General features: G+C 41.4%; 17 protein-coding genes and 1 tRNA gene. 8 read left to right on the top strand and 10 right to left on the bottom strand.

Going from position 1 to position 19,559, the window contains the following annotated elements:
• The first annotated feature begins 20 nt into the window (after positions 1 to 20).
• From MVE01_RS00180 to MVE01_RS00170, 3 genes are all read left to right on the top strand, one after another.
• Positions 21 to 111 (top strand) — tRNA-Ser (locus tag MVE01_RS00180).
• A 112-nt stretch (positions 112 to 223) separates the two neighbouring features.
• Positions 224 to 1,492 (top strand): Y-family DNA polymerase, encoded by a 1,269-nt coding sequence (locus MVE01_RS00175; RefSeq protein ID WP_472560134.1) that lies wholly within the window; start codon positions 224 to 226, stop codon positions 1,490 to 1,492.
• Between the two features lie 31 nt (positions 1,493 to 1,523).
• Positions 1,524 to 3,836 (top strand): putative bifunctional diguanylate cyclase/phosphodiesterase, encoded by a 2,313-nt coding sequence (locus MVE01_RS00170; protein ID WP_472560133.1) that lies wholly within the window; start codon positions 1,524 to 1,526, stop codon positions 3,834 to 3,836.
• Here the strand turns inward: MVE01_RS00170 and MVE01_RS00165 are convergent.
• The 3 genes from MVE01_RS00165 to nhaA form a co-directional block, all read right to left on the bottom strand.
• Positions 3,833 to 4,417: a tetratricopeptide repeat protein gene (locus MVE01_RS00165; RefSeq protein ID WP_472560132.1), complete on the bottom strand. Its 585-nt coding sequence runs from the start codon at positions 4,415 to 4,417 to the stop codon at positions 3,833 to 3,835. The genes MVE01_RS00170 and MVE01_RS00165 overlap by 4 nt on opposite strands.
• Complete coding sequence (locus MVE01_RS00160) at positions 4,417 to 7,083, bottom strand: valine--tRNA ligase (protein WP_472560131.1); 2,667 nt, start codon at positions 7,081 to 7,083, stop codon at positions 4,417 to 4,419. The genes MVE01_RS00165 and MVE01_RS00160 overlap by 1 nt, the downstream gene beginning before the upstream one ends.
• Before the next feature lie 115 nt (positions 7,084 to 7,198).
• Positions 7,199 to 8,371, bottom strand: a complete 1,173-nt coding sequence (nhaA, locus tag MVE01_RS00155; protein WP_472560130.1) for a Na+/H+ antiporter NhaA — start codon at positions 8,369 to 8,371, stop codon at positions 7,199 to 7,201.
• A gap of 63 nt (positions 8,372 to 8,434) precedes the next feature.
• Between nhaA and MVE01_RS00150 the strand changes: the two genes are divergently transcribed.
• On the top strand, positions 8,435 to 8,629 hold the full coding sequence (locus MVE01_RS00150) for a hypothetical protein (protein ID WP_472560129.1): 195 nt from the start codon (positions 8,435 to 8,437) through the stop codon (positions 8,627 to 8,629).
• 4 nt (positions 8,630 to 8,633) lie between these two features.
• Positions 8,634 to 8,837, top strand: coding sequence for a hypothetical protein (locus MVE01_RS00145; RefSeq protein ID WP_472560128.1), 204 nt, complete (start codon positions 8,634 to 8,636; stop codon positions 8,835 to 8,837).
• Positions 8,838 to 8,855: 18 nt separating this feature from the next.
• On the opposite strand, the gene MVE01_RS00140 is transcribed toward MVE01_RS00145, so the two are convergent.
• Positions 8,856 to 9,743 (bottom strand): MBL fold metallo-hydrolase, encoded by an 888-nt coding sequence (locus MVE01_RS00140; RefSeq protein WP_472560127.1) that lies wholly within the window; start codon positions 9,741 to 9,743, stop codon positions 8,856 to 8,858.
• A gap of 80 nt (positions 9,744 to 9,823) precedes the next feature.
• Here MVE01_RS00140 and MVE01_RS00135 point away from each other — a divergent pair, with 80 nt between their 5' ends.
• From MVE01_RS00135 to MVE01_RS00125, 3 genes are read left to right on the top strand one after another with little or no spacing between them, the layout of a single operon-like run.
• Positions 9,824 to 10,264 carry a DoxX family protein gene (locus MVE01_RS00135; RefSeq protein ID WP_472560126.1) on the top strand — a complete coding sequence of 147 codons (441 nt, stop codon included), beginning with the start codon at positions 9,824 to 9,826 and terminating at the stop codon, positions 10,262 to 10,264.
• Positions 10,257 to 11,942 (top strand): glutamate synthase-related protein, encoded by a 1,686-nt coding sequence (locus MVE01_RS00130; protein WP_472560125.1) that lies wholly within the window; start codon positions 10,257 to 10,259, stop codon positions 11,940 to 11,942. The genes MVE01_RS00135 and MVE01_RS00130 overlap by 8 nt, the downstream gene beginning before the upstream one ends.
• A gap of 57 nt (positions 11,943 to 11,999) precedes the next feature.
• Positions 12,000 to 12,722, top strand: coding sequence for an Hsp20/alpha crystallin family protein (locus MVE01_RS00125; protein WP_472560124.1), 723 nt, complete (start codon positions 12,000 to 12,002; stop codon positions 12,720 to 12,722).
• A 13-nt stretch (positions 12,723 to 12,735) separates the two neighbouring features.
• Here the strand turns inward: MVE01_RS00125 and MVE01_RS00120 are convergent, their stop codons facing one another.
• The 6 genes from MVE01_RS00120 to MVE01_RS00095 form a co-directional block, all read right to left on the bottom strand.
• Positions 12,736 to 13,875 carry an SO_0444 family Cu/Zn efflux transporter gene (locus tag MVE01_RS00120; RefSeq protein WP_472560123.1) on the bottom strand — a complete coding sequence of 380 codons (1,140 nt, stop codon included), beginning with the start codon at positions 13,873 to 13,875 and terminating at the stop codon, positions 12,736 to 12,738.
• A 58-nt stretch (positions 13,876 to 13,933) separates the two neighbouring features.
• Positions 13,934 to 14,851: an LOG family protein gene (locus MVE01_RS00115; RefSeq protein WP_472560122.1), complete on the bottom strand. Its 918-nt coding sequence runs from the start codon at positions 14,849 to 14,851 to the stop codon at positions 13,934 to 13,936.
• A gap of 65 nt (positions 14,852 to 14,916) precedes the next feature.
• Positions 14,917 to 16,233, bottom strand: a complete 1,317-nt coding sequence (locus tag MVE01_RS00110) for a dihydrolipoyl dehydrogenase family protein (protein WP_472560121.1) — start codon at positions 16,231 to 16,233, stop codon at positions 14,917 to 14,919.
• Entirely contained in the window at positions 16,233 to 17,561 is a 1,329-nt protein-coding gene (locus MVE01_RS00105) for a 2-oxo acid dehydrogenase subunit E2 (RefSeq protein ID WP_472560120.1), read from the bottom strand. Before MVE01_RS00105 ends, MVE01_RS00110 begins: the two co-directional genes overlap by 1 nt.
• Positions 17,551 to 18,528, bottom strand: coding sequence for an alpha-ketoacid dehydrogenase subunit beta (locus tag MVE01_RS00100; RefSeq protein WP_472560119.1), 978 nt, complete (start codon positions 18,526 to 18,528; stop codon positions 17,551 to 17,553). Before MVE01_RS00100 ends, MVE01_RS00105 begins: the two co-directional genes overlap by 11 nt.
• Positions 18,515 to 19,486 (bottom strand): thiamine pyrophosphate-dependent dehydrogenase E1 component subunit alpha, encoded by a 972-nt coding sequence (locus tag MVE01_RS00095; protein WP_472560118.1) that lies wholly within the window; start codon positions 19,484 to 19,486, stop codon positions 18,515 to 18,517. Before MVE01_RS00095 ends, MVE01_RS00100 begins: the two co-directional genes overlap by 14 nt.
• Positions 19,487 to 19,559 lie beyond the last annotated feature (73 nt).

Genomic DNA, 19,559 nt, shown 5'->3' with positions numbered 1-19,559 from the left:
CTCACCCACAAAACAACAATGGACAAGTGGGAGAGCTGGCTGAATCCGCGCCCCTGCTAAGGGCGTGTAGGTGCAAACTTACCGAGGGTTCGAATCCCTCCTTGTCCGCCACTTTAATATACATATTTTAATAAATAACCTCCAAATTGCTACCAACTTACCGATAGTATGACAATATGACACATTTTTTACATGTTCCTCTTTATTACACTATACTTCTACTATGTTCCTTCATATAGATATAGACAGTTTTTTTGCCTCAGCCGAACGCAGTGTGGATCATTCTTTAAAAAGTATCCCTATGGCAGTGGGTTCCCGGAGTAATCTGGAGATATTTAACAGAAAAAGAACCAATATCAAGCTGATCAATGATAACAGTGGAGCATTTGTAACGCCTGTCTTTTACAGTGAACGAAAAAAAACATTTGAATCCTATTTTGTAGATAACTTGGATGGGCGCAAGAAGATACTAGGCATTATTACCACTGCCAGTTATGAAGCAAGAGCCTGTGGTGTAAAGACGGCAATGCCGATTGCACTGGCATTGCAGCTTTGTCCTGAAATGGTGGTAGTACCGTCAAATTATCCGCTTTATCATACACTTTCACATAGAATGCATGCTTTTATGAGGGCACACATACCTTTGGTAGAGCAGTACAGTATAGATGAGTTCTTTGCAGATGTAAGCGGATGGATCAAGGATGAAGAGGTATATGATTTTGCCAAGATGTTACAGGCAAAAATACTGCAACATTTTGACATCCCCGTCTCCATAGGCATCTCTAAAGCAAAGTGGATAGCAAAACTCGCTACAGAATCAGCTAAACCATACGGAGTCTATGAGGTAAAAGATATAAATGCCTATATTGAAGAGATACCTATTAAAGCATTTCCGGGCATAGGCAAAGGGTTCCAAAAAAGACTGGAAGAACATTATATTTCTACATTGGGCGATGTGAAACGATACAAGTCTCTTCTTTACTCCTGGAAAAAACCCGGTATACAGATATATAACAGGGTAACAGGCAGTGACAATGAGGGAATAGAGGAACGGAGAGAGCGTAAATCTATCGGTATCAGCCGGACATTCGATGCCATCTATGATGCCGATGAGATCAAACGCCGTATAATGATCATGGCAAGGCATATTACCTATATGGTTATGACGATCGAGGCAAATCCTACCACCTATTATCTGAAGATCAATTATGAGTATGGCGTGAAAGTAAAACAGAGTATTACGGTTGACCGTCTTTTCAGTGAAATGGTATTTAAAGAGATAGTCACACAGATGTACAAGGAAATAGCATGTTCTTGTAAAGGTGCTGTTAAATTGACACTCAATGTTTCAAATTTTATCTCCAACCATAGAAAAACACTTTCTCTGATAGAGTTTGAAAGTGATATGATCCATCAAAAATTAAGCAAAGAGATACAAAATTTAAGGGAACGTTTTGGGCTGGATATCCTTAAAACAGGAGATGAACTATGAAATAATCAGAGAATACACAGTATAATGTATTATGAGTATTTTGGAGAAGATCACACAATTAAAAACATTGTTGCCAATAGACTATAAAATGGTTTCAAACCTTTATGCCATGTCTGAAAAAAGTCTATTGGTGGTGATCGTCTTAAGTATTGTTATCTCCTATTTTATTTATCCAGTACTTGGTTTAGAGATCATTGTATGGAATCTTCTCCTTCTAATGCTGGTTACATATAGACTTTTTTCTGCTGTTTCGTTCAGAAAAAACCCTAAAAAACATTCCCTTAAAACATGGTATGCAAATTTTGCAGTACCGACATTTTTGACTGGTGCCTTTTTTGCTGCATTGGCACTTATGGTCATTCCTTATGATGACAGTGTGCAGCATCAGCTTTTTATTGTTATTGTCTTGCTTGGGCTCTCCGGAGGTTCAGGTACAGCATTGGCTCCTGATTATCGTATAGCTATAGGATACGTCTTAACTATTATGCTTCCTCTTCTTCTCATTGTATTGATGCAAGGTACGGAACTTTATCTGATCATAGCATTTCTGATCATTATCTATATTGTTACTAAAATAATCGTGGTTGTACAAGGAGTAAAACAGCATCGTAAGATCATCCGGCAGGAAGCACAGATATTTACTGTAAAAAAAGCACTGCAGGAGAAACAGAACCTGCTTTATCATTTTGTTGAAGAAGCACCGCTGGCCATATTCTCCTATGATTTTAATTTGCATATCATAGATGGGAATGACGCATTGCTTAAACTTCTTCAGACAACAAAAGATCAGATCATAGGACTTGATCTGACTACTTTACCTGATTCAAGGGTACTGGATACTATGAAAAAAGCATTGCATCACGGTTCTCAGGTCTATACAGGTCCCTACCATTCCATACAGGGACTTGATCTCTGGGCAGAGATCATCTGTTTTGCATTCAATGATGATCAGGGGAATGTCCTGGGTGGTATAGGGATCATTGATGACAAGACTAGAGAGCATACTGCTATAGAAGAATTGGAATTTCTTGCCAAACATGATCTTCTTACGTCACTTTTGAACAGAAGAGGACTGACAGAGTATATAAGCGCTTTTATGCAAAAAAAGCAGCATAAAAGTTTTTACTCCCTGCTTTTTTATCTTGACCTTAATAAATTTAAACATATCAACGATTCTCTGGGTCATAAAGCCGGGGATGAACTGCTTATTGCCATAGCGAACAGATTAACGAAATTTGTAAAAAAAGAGTGTATTGCAAGCAGGTTCGGTGGTGATGAATTTATTTTGGTTTCTCCTTTTATTGCAGAGAATTTGATAGAGACACACTATGCAGCACAAGCGTGTATTGAACGGATACAAAAAGTATTTTCCATGCCTTTTCTTGTGAATGATATGAATTTGTCCATTCATACAAGTATCGGGATCGTAGCGATTGAACCTGATACTTTTGATATTGAAGAGATCATACGTCATGCAGATATTGCAATGTATCAGGCAAAAAAAACAGGGAATGACCATACTTCCTATTATGATACACAATTGGATAAAGAACGAAAAAAACTTTTTTTACTACAGCATGATCTTGCATCTGCACCCAAAATGAATCAGCTTCAACTCTATTTACAACCATTGGTTACTATGGAGGATGATGAGAATAAAAGTGTGGTCGCAGCTGAATGTCTTTTACGTTGGGAACACCCGGAACAAGGGTTGTTACTACCAAATGAATTTATTCCAATAGCCATTGAAACAGGTCTTATTTCTGATATGACATGGTGGCTTATCGAAGAGATATGCAAATATATATCACGATTGAAAAAAGAGGATATCTGGAAATTAAATTATATCTCTATCAATATAGATGCTAAACAGTTACTGGTCAATCATTTTGTTATTGAATTCCTTGTTAAACTTAGAAAGTATGGTTTGGAAACCAGTGACATTATGATAGAGATTACAGAAAGATCGATCATTGATAATTTTGAAGATACGCAAGATGTGATAGACGCTTTACGCAAAGAGGGGATCAAATGTGCGATCGATGATTTTGGTATAGGATATTCTTCTCTCTCCTATCTGAAAAAACTCTCTTTCGATACATTGAAAATAGATAGAGAATTTGTCAAAGACATTCAATACAGACCAGATGATATTACTTTGATCAAAACAATACTTGCGATCGGAAGACAGTTTCATTATCATATTGTAGTAGAAGGTATAGAGGAGGAGAAACAAAAGGAGCTGCTTGAGGAGATAGATAAAGATCTTATCTATCAGGGATTTCTTTTTGGAAAACCTATAGAAGCAGACAGCTTTGCTAAAAAGTATTTACGGAAACGTTAAAAGACCACCTGTCCGTCATTCTGCATCCGCATCATGATCTCTTTGGCCTTTTGGTGTCCTTGGAAAGATGCTTTTCTACACCACTCTATGGCTTTCTCTTTGTCTTCTTCGCAACCTAAGCCCATATCATAGAGTGCTCCAAGGTTGAACTGTGCAGAGGCATTTCCCTCTATGGCGGCTTTTTTAAAGAGTACATAGGCTTTTTTATAGTCCTGCTCTACACCGCGTCCCTCTTTGAACATAGCTGCAAGGTTATTGAATGCATCAATATTTCCGCGTTTTGCAGCTTCTTCGTACCAGAATGCAGCTTCTGAAAAATTCTGTTCGCACCCTTCGCCGTTTTCAAGCATAAGTGCCACTTCAAACTGTGCGACAGGGACTTCTCTGGTGGCTGCTTCGAGATAGTAGCTAAAGGCTTTTTTAGAGTCCTGTGGCACACCAAAACCTCTAAAATGGAGAAAGCCAAGATAGTAAAAACTTGTCGGCTCTTTCTCTTCTACCAGTTGGCTATAAAGTGTAAATGCTTGGTCATATTTTTTGGTAATAAGGGCGTCGTATGCCTCTTTTATAGTGCGTTGCATCAGGCACCGAACCCTTCAAGCTCTGTGCTTACTTTTGCCATTTTGTTCTGTGCATCTTCGAGTGCCTGTCTGTTTTCGGCAATGACAGCTTCAGGGGCATTGGCTACGAAACGTTCATTGTTCAGCATACCGTTAAGTTTGACTATCTCTTTTTCAAGTTTCTCTTTTTGGCGTGTAAGCTTGTTGATAATAGGGGTCATATCTATCTCTCCGGTAGGCAGATAGACTTCCAAATTATCAGACACATCAGTAATACTGTCAGATACTTTTGCATCGACAAATTCTATCTCATCTACTTTTGCAAGCTTTTGAATGAACGGTTTGGCCATAGCAGTATCAATGTTCACACCATCATCCAGTTTGATGTACGCTTTGTCTATTTTGGAGTTCCCCATGTCGATGATGACTTTTGCACGGCGCAGGGCAGTAATGGATTCTTCAATGATGGCAAACATCTTTTCAGCCTCTTCATCTGTGCTTATCTCTTTAGGAAAGTGCATCACCATGAGTGACTCTCCTTCTTCAAGGATAGTACCGCTTAGTTTGTGGTAAAGATGGTCAGAGATGAACGGCATGAATGGAGAAACCATTTTTAACGTCTCTTTAAAAATAGCGCCCAACTCTGCCACACTCTCTCTATCTGCTTTGGAGTACTCGATCCCCCAGTCACAGAATTCATTCCAGACAAAGTTGTAAAGAATTCTTGCAGATTCATTGAATTTGTAAGTCTCCAAGCTCTCACGTACTTCTTTAACAGCTAAAGCAAGTCTGCTTTGCATATAGCGGCCCAGTGGTGTTTTTACCTCAATCTCTTTTAAGTCTTTAAACGTATCCACATTAAGCTGTAGGTAATTTGTTGCATTGTAAAGCTTGTTCGTGAAGTTTCTGAACTGTTCAAGGTTCTTAGCCCCAAGTTTAATATCACGCCCCTGTACCGCCAAATAGGCAAGGGTAAAGCGGATAATGTCCGCAGAGTGCTCTTCAACCATATCAAGCGGATCGATGACATTCCCTTTGGACTTGGACATCTTCGCTCCATGTTCATCACGCACAAGTGCATGCATGTAAATGTCTTTGAACGGCAGTTCACCGGTAAAATGTTCACTCATCATCATCATACGTGCTACCCAGAAGAACATAATATCAAAGCCGGTAATAAGCAGAGAGTTCGGATAGAAATCTTCCATATCGGTATCATTATAGAGTGCATGTAATTTACCGTTGTTCCCCCAGCCAAGGGGTGACATTGCCCATAAGGCAGAAGAGAACCATGTATCGAGTACATCAGGGTCTTGTGTTATATGCCCGGAGTCACATTGTGGACAAGCTTCGGGATGGTCTGCTTTGTCTGCCCACTGGTGTCCGCAGTCATCACAGGTAAAGACCGGAATACGATGTCCCCACCACAACTGACGGGAGATACACCATGGACGCAGTTCATCCATCCATGCTGTGTAGGAGTTTATCCAGTGTGCAGGGTGAAAGAGGCTTCCTCCATGTGCAGCACGTTCTTTGGTCTCTTCTTTGGTCTTTCTAATAGATGCTTGTGCCACTTCAGAATCTAAGAACCACTGCTTGGAAATAAAAGGCTCCACAATATTTTTACAGCGGTAGCAGTGACCTACCTGATGCACATGGTCTTCTATTTTGACGATATGTCCGGCATTTTCAAGTGCTTTGACGATGGCAGGACGTGCCTCAAGACGCTCAAGTCCGGCAAATTCCCCACAATACTCATTTAAAATACCTTTTTCATCGAATACCTTCACAATTTCGAGGTTGTGTCTTTTCCCTACTTCGTAGTCATTTTGGTCATGTGCAGGTGTGACTTTTACCACACCTGTACCAAATTCCCTGTCTACATACTCATCAGTGATGACTTTGATCTTTCTGTCGGTAAGCGGAAGCAGAATCTCTTTACCGACAATATCTTTATAGCGCGGATCATCAGGATGTACCATGATGGCAGTATCTCCGAAGTATGTTTCCGGTCTGGTTGTTGCTACCTCTACCTCTCCGCTTCCGTCAGCAAATTTATAGATCATATGATAGAATTTGCCGTTGACCTCTTCATGCTCTACTTCAATGTCAGAAAGTGCGCCGTCATGGGTACACCAGTTCACCATGTAGGTATTTTGTGTGATATGCCCTTCATTGTAAAGTGAAACAAAAGCTTCTTTAACTGCTTCTTTCAGTCCTTCATCCATAGTGAAGCGTTCACGTTTCCAGGCAGGTGTTACACCCAGTTTTCGCATCTGGTGAACGATATTCCCGCCTGAAGTCTCCTTCTGAAGCCAGGCGCGCTCTAAAAACTTTTCTCGTCCTATTTCCTCTTTGGTCGTACCCTCTGCCAGAAGTTGTTTTTCAACAATGTTCTGTGTCGCTATACCTGCATGGTCAGTACCGGGCTGCCAAAGTGTCTTAAACCCATCCATACGCTTGTAACGAGTAATAATGTCCTGTAGTGTAAAAGTAAGGGCATGTCCGATGTGTAGGCTTCCTGTGACGTTGGGCGGAGGCATCATGATGGAGAAGTTCTTCCCCTCTTCCTGAATACTCTTGTTTCCGTCTATCTCAAAATACCCACGTGCTTCACAAAGTTTGTAGTACCTGTCTTCCACTTCTTTTGGGTTATAGCCTGCTTTTTTCTCTACTGTTTCGCTCATTTCTATCCTTATAAAGTAAGGTATGTGATTTTTTTACAAAAACAAAACACTTTACCCCTATATATTGTCGCGATTATAGCGTAATGGTGCTTTTTGTTTTATGGAAAGAGAAAAACTATACTTTCTTTGTAGCTATCTTTAAAACAGAGTATCCGGCTAATCCGGAAAAGAGTGAACCAAGCAGGATAGCCAGCTTGTCGGCAAAATGAAATATTTTTGTATCATCATAGGCAAGTGTGTCTACAAAAAGACTCATCGTAAAACCTATACCGGTAAGCACAGCTACACCGTAAAGGGTTATCCATGTTGCTTCTTTTGGCAAAGAGGCGATACCGAGTTTTATAGCTACCCATGAGAAGCCAAAGACGCCTACCTGCTTTCCTATGAAAAGCCCAGCCATAATACCCAGTGGTACAGAACCACCCATTTCTTCAAAAGAAATGCCTCTAAGGTCGACACCTGCATTCACAAAAGCAAAAAGCGGGAGAATGAAAAAGGCCACCCAGTAGTGTAGATTGTGTTCCATATTGTATGCTATGGAGAAGGGTTTTCCATTTTCGTCTTTAGAGTGCATAGGGATCATAAAAGCAAGAGCCACACCTGCAAGCGTAGCGTGTACACCGGATTTCAGTACAGAGACCCAGAGTACAATGCCCACTAAAATATAGGCAGCTTGTCTGGCAACCTGCATACGGTTCATAATAAAAAGGATTACCAGTGCTCCAAGAGCAATAGCGATGGACATTGTAGAGAGTTCGGAAGTGTAGAATATGGCAATGATGACAATGGCACCAAGGTCATCTATGATCGCCAGTGCCATGAGAAATATTTTCAGAGAAACAGGGACACGGTTTCCAAGCAGTGATAAGATACCCAAAGCAAAAGCAATATCGGTAGCCGTTGGTATGGCCCAACCGTTCATGGCAAACTCTGCACCATTATTGAAAGCTACAAAAACAAGGGCAGGAACTATCATACCTCCTAAAGCAGCGATACCTGGCAGTGTAACTTGTGAGAGGGAAGAGAGATGCCCCTCCATTACTTCACGTTTTACTTCCAGTCCGATAACAAAGAAGAAGATAGCCATTAATCCGTCATTGACCCAGAGGAGGAGAGGTTTGGCAATATGCAGCTGACCAAAACGTATTTCGACAGGAGTATGTAAAAAACTCATATAAAATGTAGAAAGGGGACTGTTTTGCAAAAACAGTGCAAAAATTGTTACTATGATCAATAAAATACCTGGTGTTGAATCGTTCTTAATAAAACCTTTTAGCAATTTGTTCATCAATATGCCCTTTTTATGGTATGATTTATACTAACAAAATTAGACTAACAAAAGGATATAGAGATGAAACAAAAAATAGAAAAAGCCATAGAACATATTAAAAAATCAGATAAGATCGCTGAAGAGCATAAACCGCTTATTATAGAGAAGATCAAAGAGTGGAAAGAAGAAGAGAATGCTGTAAGTGATGTGATCTTGAAACTTGAGAATTGGTGGATGGAAGTAGAGCCTATTTTTGCAGAATTGGGACTTGTATGAACCCATGACAATGGTGACACAATATATCTATGAAAAAAAGTGGACAAAAACTACCACCAAAGAGGCGTTAAAAATAATAGAGGAAGAGATGCCTGAAACAGATGCTGAAGGGACACTGCGCTATATTCTAAATGAAATAAAAAGGGGTAAAACTGTTACATTGGGATCGTGTCGGTTTAAAATGGAGAACAGCGATAAAAAGGTATAATACTATTTAATATTATAATTATTTTATCCTGTATAAACTTTTGTCATTGGCAAACTTGACTGAACCTTTATAGTATTTATGTATTTCGTGGAGTGTTACTTTTTCTCTCCCAAGTGTTCTTAACATTCTATGTGAGAGTACCACTCTTTTTGGGTGTGCTTTTTGTGCTATCTTCCCTATGATGCCAGGTGTCATATGAAGGTTGGCTGCCACCCCTGTGGCTCCTTTGGGTACGGCGTTGTGTGCGACTAAAATATCTGTATCTTTTGCCAAAGTCTCTAAGGTATGGTAGTCTCCATTCATATCTCCGGAGAATGTAATACTTTTGCTGCCTATATTGACTCTGTATGCCAAAGCAGGGATAGATCCGTGGTGTACGGAGACTGCAAATATATGGATATCACCTTCTCTATAGATCTCTTTTACTTTACGAGAATCATCGATATCATATGCTTTGATCTGAAGTCTTGCAGAGCCATCTAAATGGTCACCTAAATACTGCCATGCACCTTTACCATCTTCAAAGAGTCTCCGTATAAAGTCTTCTGTACTTGGCATATAGTTGTTTTCTTTTGGTCCATATAAGAGTAAATTTCCTGAGGCTCTGGTAAAAAATGCAGATTTAAGCAGTGCAGGGAGGTCTGCTGTGTGGTCTACATGCAAGTGTGTCAATAATATGACATCAAGGTTAGGTATTTTGGCATTCACCTCTTCAAAACGAAGTGATGCTCCACCGCCAAAGTCAACAAGAATACGACTTTTTCCGTTTATCCATACAATATAACCGGTAGAAGCACGTTTGTCTCCACTTTCAGGACCCCCTGATCCCAAAATTTGCAGCCATACTTTTGCCTGTCCGAAGAGTAAAGTAGAAGAAAATATAAATACTAAAATAACGCTTTTCATAGGATGTTCCTTATTACATAATCATTACACACTGAAAATTCTATAATAAGTCTATGTAATGATCGTGCAAAGGATGTGTGATGAAGAATTTTTTAGGTGAGTGCCGTATACTGTTCTCTTATCCGAAGAATATTGTACTGTTATTGAGCCGGTTGGTTATTGCGTATGGTTTTGCCGTACCTGCACTTGTCAAGATAAATGATCTTGAAGGTACAGCAAAATGGTTTGGAAGTATTTCTATTCCTTTTCCTACGCTCACTGCCTATCTGGTTTCAGGTATTGAGACCATGGGGATCATTTTGCTTATTTTGGGGCTTTTTACACGCTATATTTCCATTTTACTTGGTTTTGTGATGCTTGGTGCTATACTTTTTGTGCATGCAGGACATGGTTTTTCTGTTGCACAAAACGGTATAGAGATACCGCTTTATTATTTTATTTTCCTTATGCTCTTTGCCAGTTTTGGCGCAGGGAAGTACAGTATGGACAGACTTTTATTTGGGGAGGGAAAAGATGAATAAAGAAAATCTACTGGCTTATTTCTCTGTACTCTCCTCTGACTGGAGCATACTGATAAAACTTTTTATTGTGACCATAGGAGTGATCATGATCGCTGTTGCGATCTATGATCGGTTTGTGCAAAGAAAAAACCAGCTTCTCATAAACTACCCACTTGTAGGGCGTATGCGATACCTTTTCTATATGCTTCGTAACCCTATGCGTCAGTATTTTGGAGATGAGACATTCTATAATTCTTTTGAAAAACTGGACTGGATCAATAAAGTAGCTGCAAAGAAAAGTCCTTATCTCTCCTTTTCTCCCACTAAACCCTACGGCAATCAAAAAACCCTTTTTAAACATGCCAATTTTGTGAAAGAGGAAGATGAAGTACAGAGTAATTTTTCAGTCACATTCGGGAGAGAAAGAAGAGAGCCGTATGTCAGTAAAAGTATTATAGGACGCTCAGCTATGAGTGATGGAGCGATCTCTCCCGAGGGGACACGTGCTTTTGCCAAAGGTGCGTTTAAAGGGAAATTTCCCATTAATACAGGGGAGGGAGGGCTTACTTCAAATTTTCTGACAACATTGCATTGTACGGATTGTAATTCAGCATATTTGGAAATGAAAGAGGGAACACAATTTGCAAAAAGCATTTACCGAATTATGAAATTTTTTACCAATAAAGAGGTGGCAGGACGGATCTATAGAAAAATGGTAGTACGTCAGAAAGACAGAGGGTCCTTCATATTTGACCGAAGTAAACTGGTCTATTTCAGGATCGATTGGAGCAAACCCCTGGAACTTTACCCTACAGATGTTCCTGCCGGATTGCCGGATATTACTTTTCAAATGGGAAGCGGACTTTATGGAGTAAGAGATAATAAGGGAGTATTTGATGCACAACGCTATCAAAAGGTAATGCGCTTTTGTCGTATGACGGAGATCAAACTGGCACAGGGAGCAAAGCAGACAGGAGGTAAACTTCTTGCAGCCAAAGTAAGTGATGATATCGCCTATTATAGAGGTATCCCTGCACATAAAGACCTTATCAGTCCAAACCGTTTTCCCTATGCAACCGATATGGATACATTTTTTGACTTTATCTCCGAGTTGCAGGAACTTTCCGGAAAACCGGTAGGCTTTAAGATCGTTATCTCCGATAAGGAAGATTTTGAACTCTATGCCAAAGCATTTAAAGAGAGGAGAGAGAAAGGAGAGAGTATAGCGGATTTTATCACCATTGATGGTGGTGACGGCGGTTCGGCAACAGCACCTCTTGAGATGATGAGCAAAATAGGATTACCTATTCGTGAGTCACTGAAACTTGTCACTGAAATTTTGGATACGTATGGGCTTAAAGGAAAGATCAAAGTCATTGCAGCAGAAAAGGTGTTAACTCCCGATGATGTGGTGGAACTGCTCTGTTACGGTGCGGACTTCGTGAACATTGCCAGAGGATTCATGATCTCAGCGGGATGCATACGGGCCAGAGAGTGCAGTGGAGCAGGGGGAAGAAACTGTCCTGTAGGGCTTGCTACCATGGATGAAGCCAAACGGAGCAAGTATCTTGTAGAGCAAAAATCCAAGCATGTAGCCAACTACCACCATGAACTTCTGCACGGTGTACGCTCACTTTTAGCTGTAATGGGCAAGAAGAGTGTATCAGAGCTTGATATGGATGATTTGATCATACGTTAAAAAATGGTTAAACTAGTTGCCTTATAATTTGAGTATCTAAAATATAAGGAGCACAAAATGTTCACAAAAAGATTTTCACTTTTACTGTTGCCCTTAGTCGCAACACTTTCACTGCATGCAAACGATCCTTTTAACGATCCATTCTTCAATGATCCGTTCGGAGATGATATTTTTAAAGAGATGATGCAAATGCAGCAAAATATGGACAAAATGTTCAATCGTATGAATCATCGTATACAGCAGCGTTCTTCCGGTTTGGTAAGTCCTTTGGGTACATATAAAATGGCTGTACAGAATCAACTTTCAGATAAAGGAGACCATTACGAGCTTGTAACGAATATTCCGGAGAGTAAAGAGAATCATATCGATATTAATACACAAAACGGTGTGATGTCCATTACCGCGAAGGTTGTAGAAGAGCAAAAAAACAAAACGGGCAATATGGTAAGCCAATCCCGCTCTGTTCGAATGTATCAACAAAGTATGACACTTCCGCAGGATGCAGATGAAAGTACGATCAAAACAGAATATAAAAACGGAAAGCTTGTGGTGAGTATTGCTAAGAATCTTTTGACAGGCTCAGGAGCCAAGGCTGTGAAGCCTAAGAAAGATATTCCTAAGATCATGAAAAATCCTTCAACAGTTTCAGGAAGTGAAAAGAAAAAAACTCAGGAGAGTAAAGAGACAAAAGATCCTTCGACAAACTCAGGAAGCAAGCAAGAAAATAACAGTACCATTAAAAAAATGACACTGCATACCGATGTGCATGAAATGAGTTAACACAAATAAAGGATTAGGAGCAGCAATTTCCACTGCTGCATTCATCTTTCTTTTTGAAATAGGGCTTTACCATAAACCACAATACCAATCCCCATAATATTATGGAGGAGAGTGTGTCTATTATACCTGCTTCTTCGTTCATATGAATGAGTGAAGTGGGGTCAATATTTGTACTGTCAAAAATGTAGTCCAGTCCCAATCCAAAGAGCATACTTCCAAGAATAATACTTCCTAAATAGATGAAGAGTGATTTTGAGCCCAACATTTTTTTCACAACTCCGATAGTGACGGTATTGGTTGCAGGTCCTGCAGAGAGAAATACAAAAGCAGCACCGGCACTGACCCCGGAGAGCATAAGCCCCGCAGCTATGGGAAGTGAAGCCGTAGCACAGACATACATCGGTACAGCAATGGCAATGACAATAAGGTAACTCAGCCAAGTATTCTCTTTTAGAAGTTCTGCCAGATTTTCAGGGATAGCCACGGTGATGAGCGCACCTAAAAGTAGCCCCCAAAAAAGAGGTTTGGCAATGTCGCCAAGCAGTGTGATAAAAGCATACTTCAACGCAGTAAGAAATGAAAATTTTTTTGAACTCTTGTCATTGTCTTTTGCTTGTGTGTTTAGAGCAGATATAGAAGATGTTCCTACAGGTTTAAATGTAGAAAATCCCACTGTAGAGGTAGATCCTGTATCAACTCTCAATGTTTGATTGGTTACTGAGCCTGCTGAAGTAGGTGAGGTATCTTTATCAAAAATATTTGTCAGAATACCTGCAAGCATAGCAATGATCATGGATGTTACAACACGATACAGTGTGAATATCCATCCGAATATTCCGTAAGTTGCCAGTATTGAGTCAACACCTGTAATAGGTGTAGAGATAAGAAAGGAGAGTGTTGCACCTTTGCTTGCACCTGATTTTTTAATAGAAGTAGCCAAAGGAATGACCCCGCAGGAACAGACTGGTAGGGGAATACCAAAGAGTGTGGACTTTACCACGGAAGAGACATTGTCTTTCCCTAAATGTTTGGTAACGATACTGTCGGGTACCAACTCATGCAAAATACCGGCAAATAGAAGACCAAAAAGAATGTAGGGAGCCATGGCAATACTCAACTGCCAGAGTGCTTCAAAAAAGTGTGTTACTTCCAAAATGGGACCTTTTTACTCTTATTTAACCTAATCTATCATAACTTTTCTTTAGAATAGCTCAAAGAAGTGCATGTATTTCGTTGTCTTTGTACCATTCTCTAATTTTTCCCCATGCTTCGTGTGCGCTCTCTGCAAACATAAAGATATTAAGATCGCCTGGAGCGATCACCCCTTCGTCAGCCAAAAAATTGAAATCAATGACTTTATTCCAATAATTTCCTGATACCAGTACGACCGGAATAGGAGGTGTTTTGTGTGTCTGTATCAAAGTAAGGATATCGGTCAGTTCATCTAATGTACCAAATCCTCCCGGGAAAACTACCAGTGCCTTTGCACGTTGCAGAAAATGCAGTTTGCGTATGGCAAAGTAATGGAACTGAAAACAAAGATCCGGTGTAATGTACGGATTGGGGAACTGCTCATGTGGGAGTTCGATGTTCAGTCCTATACTTTTTGCTCCTACATCAAAAGCACCACGATTGGCTGCTTCCATAATACCTGGACCTCCTCCGGTCATAAGTGTGACGCGGCTGTCATTTGGTCCCTTTCCGCTTAACCCTACAAGCTTTCCAAATTCCCTTGCTTCATTGTAATAAGTACTTTTTTCAAGCATACGCTCTGCAATACGGAATTGAGAAAGGAGTGTTTCTGATTGTACTGATTTTTCTAAATCTTTTTCCAATTCTTTTACATGTTTCAATGCAGTGTCATGCTCAATTATCCTAGCGCTTCCAAAAACAACGATAGTATGGTCTATATGCTCTTCACGTAATTTTGCTTCCGCTCTGAGGTAATCAAGCTGAAGCCTTATACCTCGTGCTTCATTGGAATTGATAAAAGAGATATTCTCTTCAAGAAGCTGATAGCTTGGGTTTTTCATGATCTCTTTTATGAGTTTTTCTGCATTGGGATCTTCCAGTGTAGATTTTGGTTGTTGCCAGGGGAATTGATACTGTTTTTCTGATTTTTTTTTCATAAATTTTCCTTTATATTTAGTAAATTAATTGAATCCGGAACTATAATATAATTATACCTCTAAGTTTATAATTGAAACCAGCTTCTTTCAAGTGCCTCACTGAAAGTAGGATGTGCCATAATGGTACGCTGTGCTAGTGGAGCATCCATTTCTCCGGCAAGTGCTATTGCTACAGGAGCAATGAGCTCTTCAGCATTGGGTGCAAGTATTTCCGCACCCAGAATGAAGCCTTCCCCGTCGGCATAGGTGATCATCATGCCGTGTACAGCATCATGAAAAAGCGAGGCGGTAAAACGGTTTAGAGGCATCACGCTCTCTTTGAAATCAGCATTGCGTTTTTTAAGTGTGTGCCGTGTCTCACCGACCCACGCATAGCTCATCGGAAGAGTATGCATGAATTTTACGACATGCGAAAGATTCAGCCTGTGCGGTGTTCTGCCCAGAATTTTCTGTGTGACATAAAGTGCTTCGGCACGCGCTGCATGGGCAAGCTGCAGCTTGCCGTTGCAGTCTCCGATGGCATAGTGCCCGGAAAGTGTCGTTTCAAAATCATCATCTGTCACAATGCCTTTTCCCACTTTGACCGCGTCTGTCCCGATGACACCGGTATTGGGTGTGCGTCCTGTAGCAACGAGTAGTTTTTCAAAGTATCTGCTGCTGCCGTCTTCGAAGGTGATGTGCACACCTCTCTGGGTACTCTTGGCTTTAATAACAGGGTGGTTTCTAAGGTGCTCCATGCCAAGTGTTTCCAACTGTTTTCTCATACTGTTCACAATAAGCGGGTGTGCCCCTTTGAGTAAGCCTTCATGCCTAGATATAAGTGTCACCCTTACACCGGCAGAGAGAAAAAAACTTGCCATTTCCCGTCCGATGGCACCGTCACCGTAAATAGCGATCGTTTTGGGAAGATGCTTCATTTCAAGTACTTCATCACTGGTAATGATCTCCTCGGCATCATACGCTATCCCCTTAGGTATGAATGCAGAAGAACCGGTACCTATGATGATATGCTTTGCTTCATAGATTTTCCCTTTCACTTCTACTTTGTGCGGGGCAATAAGTTTTCCCTCCCCCTCAATAAGATCGATATCTCTGCATTGATCTATGACTGCTTTGTTGGCACTTTTGCATAGTTCGTTTTTTTTTCTCACAAGTGTTTCCATATTGAATGTCAGTGTACCTCTAAAATACGCGTTTTGGCTCTCTCGAAGTATATTGGCATAATGCAGAAACATCTTGGAAGGAATGCAGCCTTTATGCAGACAGGTTCCACCAAGATGAGCCATCTCTTTTTCAATGAGTGCCACTTTAAAGCCGTTTTTTGCCGCAATGACAGCTCCGGCATAGTTGAGCCCTCCACCGATATAAAGCAGGTCATACATTATTGCTCCTTAAAACTCTTGGGATCTATAGCAAGATCTTTCAATGTTTGCATAAACAATGCCGCCTGATATCCGTTGACAATGCGATGATCGATTGTCAGTGTTATGGCTAAGTTCCCGTTACTTTCACTTCCTATCGCAGCGATACCACAGTCATTCCTGTTGATCATGGCATCAAACTGTCTAATGCCTGTCATTCCCAAATTGGAGATGCCGAAGGTTGAGCCGGTAAGATCTTCTTTTGTCAGTTTTCGTGCTTTGATCTTTGTCTTGAAGGTCTTAAGTTCTTCTGCGATCTGTGTAACTTCTTTTTTGTTTAGCTCTTTAAAGACGAGCATATAGAGTAATTCTCCATCAGCCATGGCAAGAGAAATGTTGGCATTGGGCCAGAGTTGTATCGTATTTGTTCCCCATGTCATACGAAAATTATCATGCTGCATCATAGCTTCCGATATAAGTTTCAGCAGCCAGACTGTGACAGTAAGTTCTTTTGTTGCATATTGGTTCAGTAATGCGGTATCGAGATAATCTGTCATGTGATAGACCGGTTTTTTTACAGATTCACTAAGCATAGCGATTATGGATTTTTGGGAGATAGTAAGTGGCTTTTCCAATGGGATATCATGGGATTCAATGTAAGCTTTTATATCAGCTTCATTATGTTTTTTCCCCGCTTCAAACATATCTATTGATAAATGATAAAGGCTTATGAGTTTCAATGCTTTTGGTGTAAAATAACGCTGCATATAATAACGTTTAATATCGGATACATGTACTGGGAGTGGAAGTTTTTTTTCTTTTTGAAGCTGTTTGATATTGAGTCCATATTTTTTCGCCTCTACACGTGCACGAGGAGATGACTCTCCTCCAGTAAAGGAAGAAGGTTCTGTATCGGTGGTACCCAGCAGTATATCAATAGGATTGAGATCTGCTGTAGAAACTGATGGAGAAGCAGTCTTATCTGTTTCCCCGAGCTGAGGGCTGTTCTGTACTTGAGGCTTTGGTATGGATACCTCTGTGTGTCTCTCTGTCTGCTCTTTTGCTGGTACTCCCTGTTTTTTATTCTCAGGTACTTCTCCTGTTGAAGTGCTATCTGTATCTATCAGAGCTATTGTTGTTCCTACAGATACGGTTGTTCCCTCTTTGACCAGAATTTTTTTGACCACACCACTTTTAAATGACTGTATCTCAATGACCGCCTTGTCACTCTCGACTTCGGCAATGACATCACCGTTTTTAACTGTATCTCCGGGTTTGATCTTCCATTCAACAAGTTCTCCCTCATCCATTGAGTCGGAGAGACGGGGCATGACTACTTTATAATCCATTCTTATTCCCCCATGCCATGATCTTTTCTGCAATCTTTTCCGGTGTGGGAATAGAAGCAAGCTCAAGTGTACGGTTATAAGGAATAGGTACATCTTCTCCGGCAAGACGCAGCGGTGGTGCGTCGAGGCTGTAGAACATTTCTTCCGCGGCCCAGCTTACGATCTGTGAACCGAAACCGCCTGTTTTGTGGTCTTCTTCCACCACGACAATGGCACCGGTCTTTTTCAGGGAAGTTTCCAGCGTCTCGTAATCGATCGGATTGAGCGAACAGAGGTCGATCACTTCACAGCTTTTGCCAAGCTGCTTTTCTATTTCGGGAACCGCTTCCATCACATCGTCAAGCATTTTGAGATAGCTGACGATCGTCATATCCTGACCCTCTTTGACAACACGTGCCTTGAGAGGATCGATAGCGGTTTCAAAGTCAATATCGCCTTTTTTATTGTAGAGTAGCTCATGCTCGATAAAAATAATAGGATCATCACTCATAATGGCAAACTGCAATGCATGATAGGCATAGTTGACGTCACTCGCTGCCAGTACGGTCAGACCGGGTACAGCACTGAGCATCTGTTCATAACTTTCCGAGTGCTGTGCCGCAAGCTGCCGGCTGACACCCTGGGGAAAGCGTACTACCATAGGCAGGGTGATCTTCCCTGCGCTCATATAACGGTATTTCGCCATATGGTTGATGATCTGATCGAAGGCAAGCAGACCGAAATTGGCTGTCATGATCTCCGCAACCGGACGCAGACCGCCGATAGCCATGCCTACCGCATTTCCGACAATGGAAAGTTCGGCAATAGGGGTGTCAATAAGACGTCTTTCGCCGTATTTGGCGACCAGTCCTTCCGTGACCCGGTAACTGCCGCCGTAGAGTCCCACATCTTCACCCAGTACCACAACGGTTTCATCCATTTCCATGGTTTTGTCGATAGCTTTGTTCAGTGCCTCACGATACAGCATGGTTTTTCCTTTCAGCAAAAATATCTTCATAGAGTTCGGCAAGCTCCGGTTCTACTGCCGATGCAGCGAAAGCGACCGCTTCGTCCACACAGTTCTGTGCGCGTTTCTGTATGGTCTTTATGGCATCAGGTGTGATACCGTATTGGGAAAGAAGTAGCTGTTCCATTCTGTCAATGCTGTCTTTTCCTTTGCATATCTGCATCTCTTCCTTGCTGCGATAGGTATTGGCATCGGCAACAGAGTGTCCTTCATAGCGGCAGGTCATCGCTTCGAGGAACACCGGTCCGTGTCCATCCTGTATGAGTGACTGTGCCTCTCGGACTGATTCATAGACCGCAAGGGCATCCATACCGTCCACCTCTCTGGTGATCATGTAGGGTTCCGCCTTTTTGGCCTGTTTTTCAAACGGTGCGACTCTGGTGATCTTCGTGCCTATGGCATACCCGTTGTTCTCACACAGAAACAGCAGCGGAAGTTTCTGGGTACTTGCATTGTTGATCGATTCAAAAAAGGCACCGCCATTGGTGGCTCCGTCGCCAAAGACCACCATGACGCCGTCTTCACGGCCCTGGTATTTGCGTGCATAGGCGCAGCCAACCGCATTGGGTATCTGTCCGCCTACAATAGCATCGCCGCCGTAAAAGAAATGGGAAGGGTCGAAGAGGTGCATCGACCCGCCTCTGCCGCGGCTTATACCGGCAGCTTTTCCGAAAAGTTCCGCCATGACATCTTTGGGATCCATACCCCGTGCGATGGCCATGACATGTTCACGGTACGTCGTAAAGACATCACCTTTGTCAAATGCTTTCATTGCTGCAACACTGAAGCCTTCCTGTCCGATATCGAGATGCAGGAAACCGGCAATATCACCGCCCATATAGTGTTCTTTTGCCGCCAGTTCAAAAGTACGCCCCAGTACCATGTCATAATAGATCTCTTCCGCGAGCAGTTTGTTCATTTTTACTTCTCCTTCTTATCGTATTGTCCTATTTGAGAATATTTATTGACTTTGGTAAAACCATCTCATCCCA

This window comes from Sulfurovum sp. (genome assembly GCA_026990595.1).
Taxonomy (GTDB): Bacteria; Campylobacterota; Campylobacteria; order Campylobacterales; family Sulfurovaceae; genus Sulfurovum.
The sequence above is the reverse complement of the archived record's forward strand: the minus strand, read 5'-3'. Positions and strand labels throughout refer to the sequence as shown.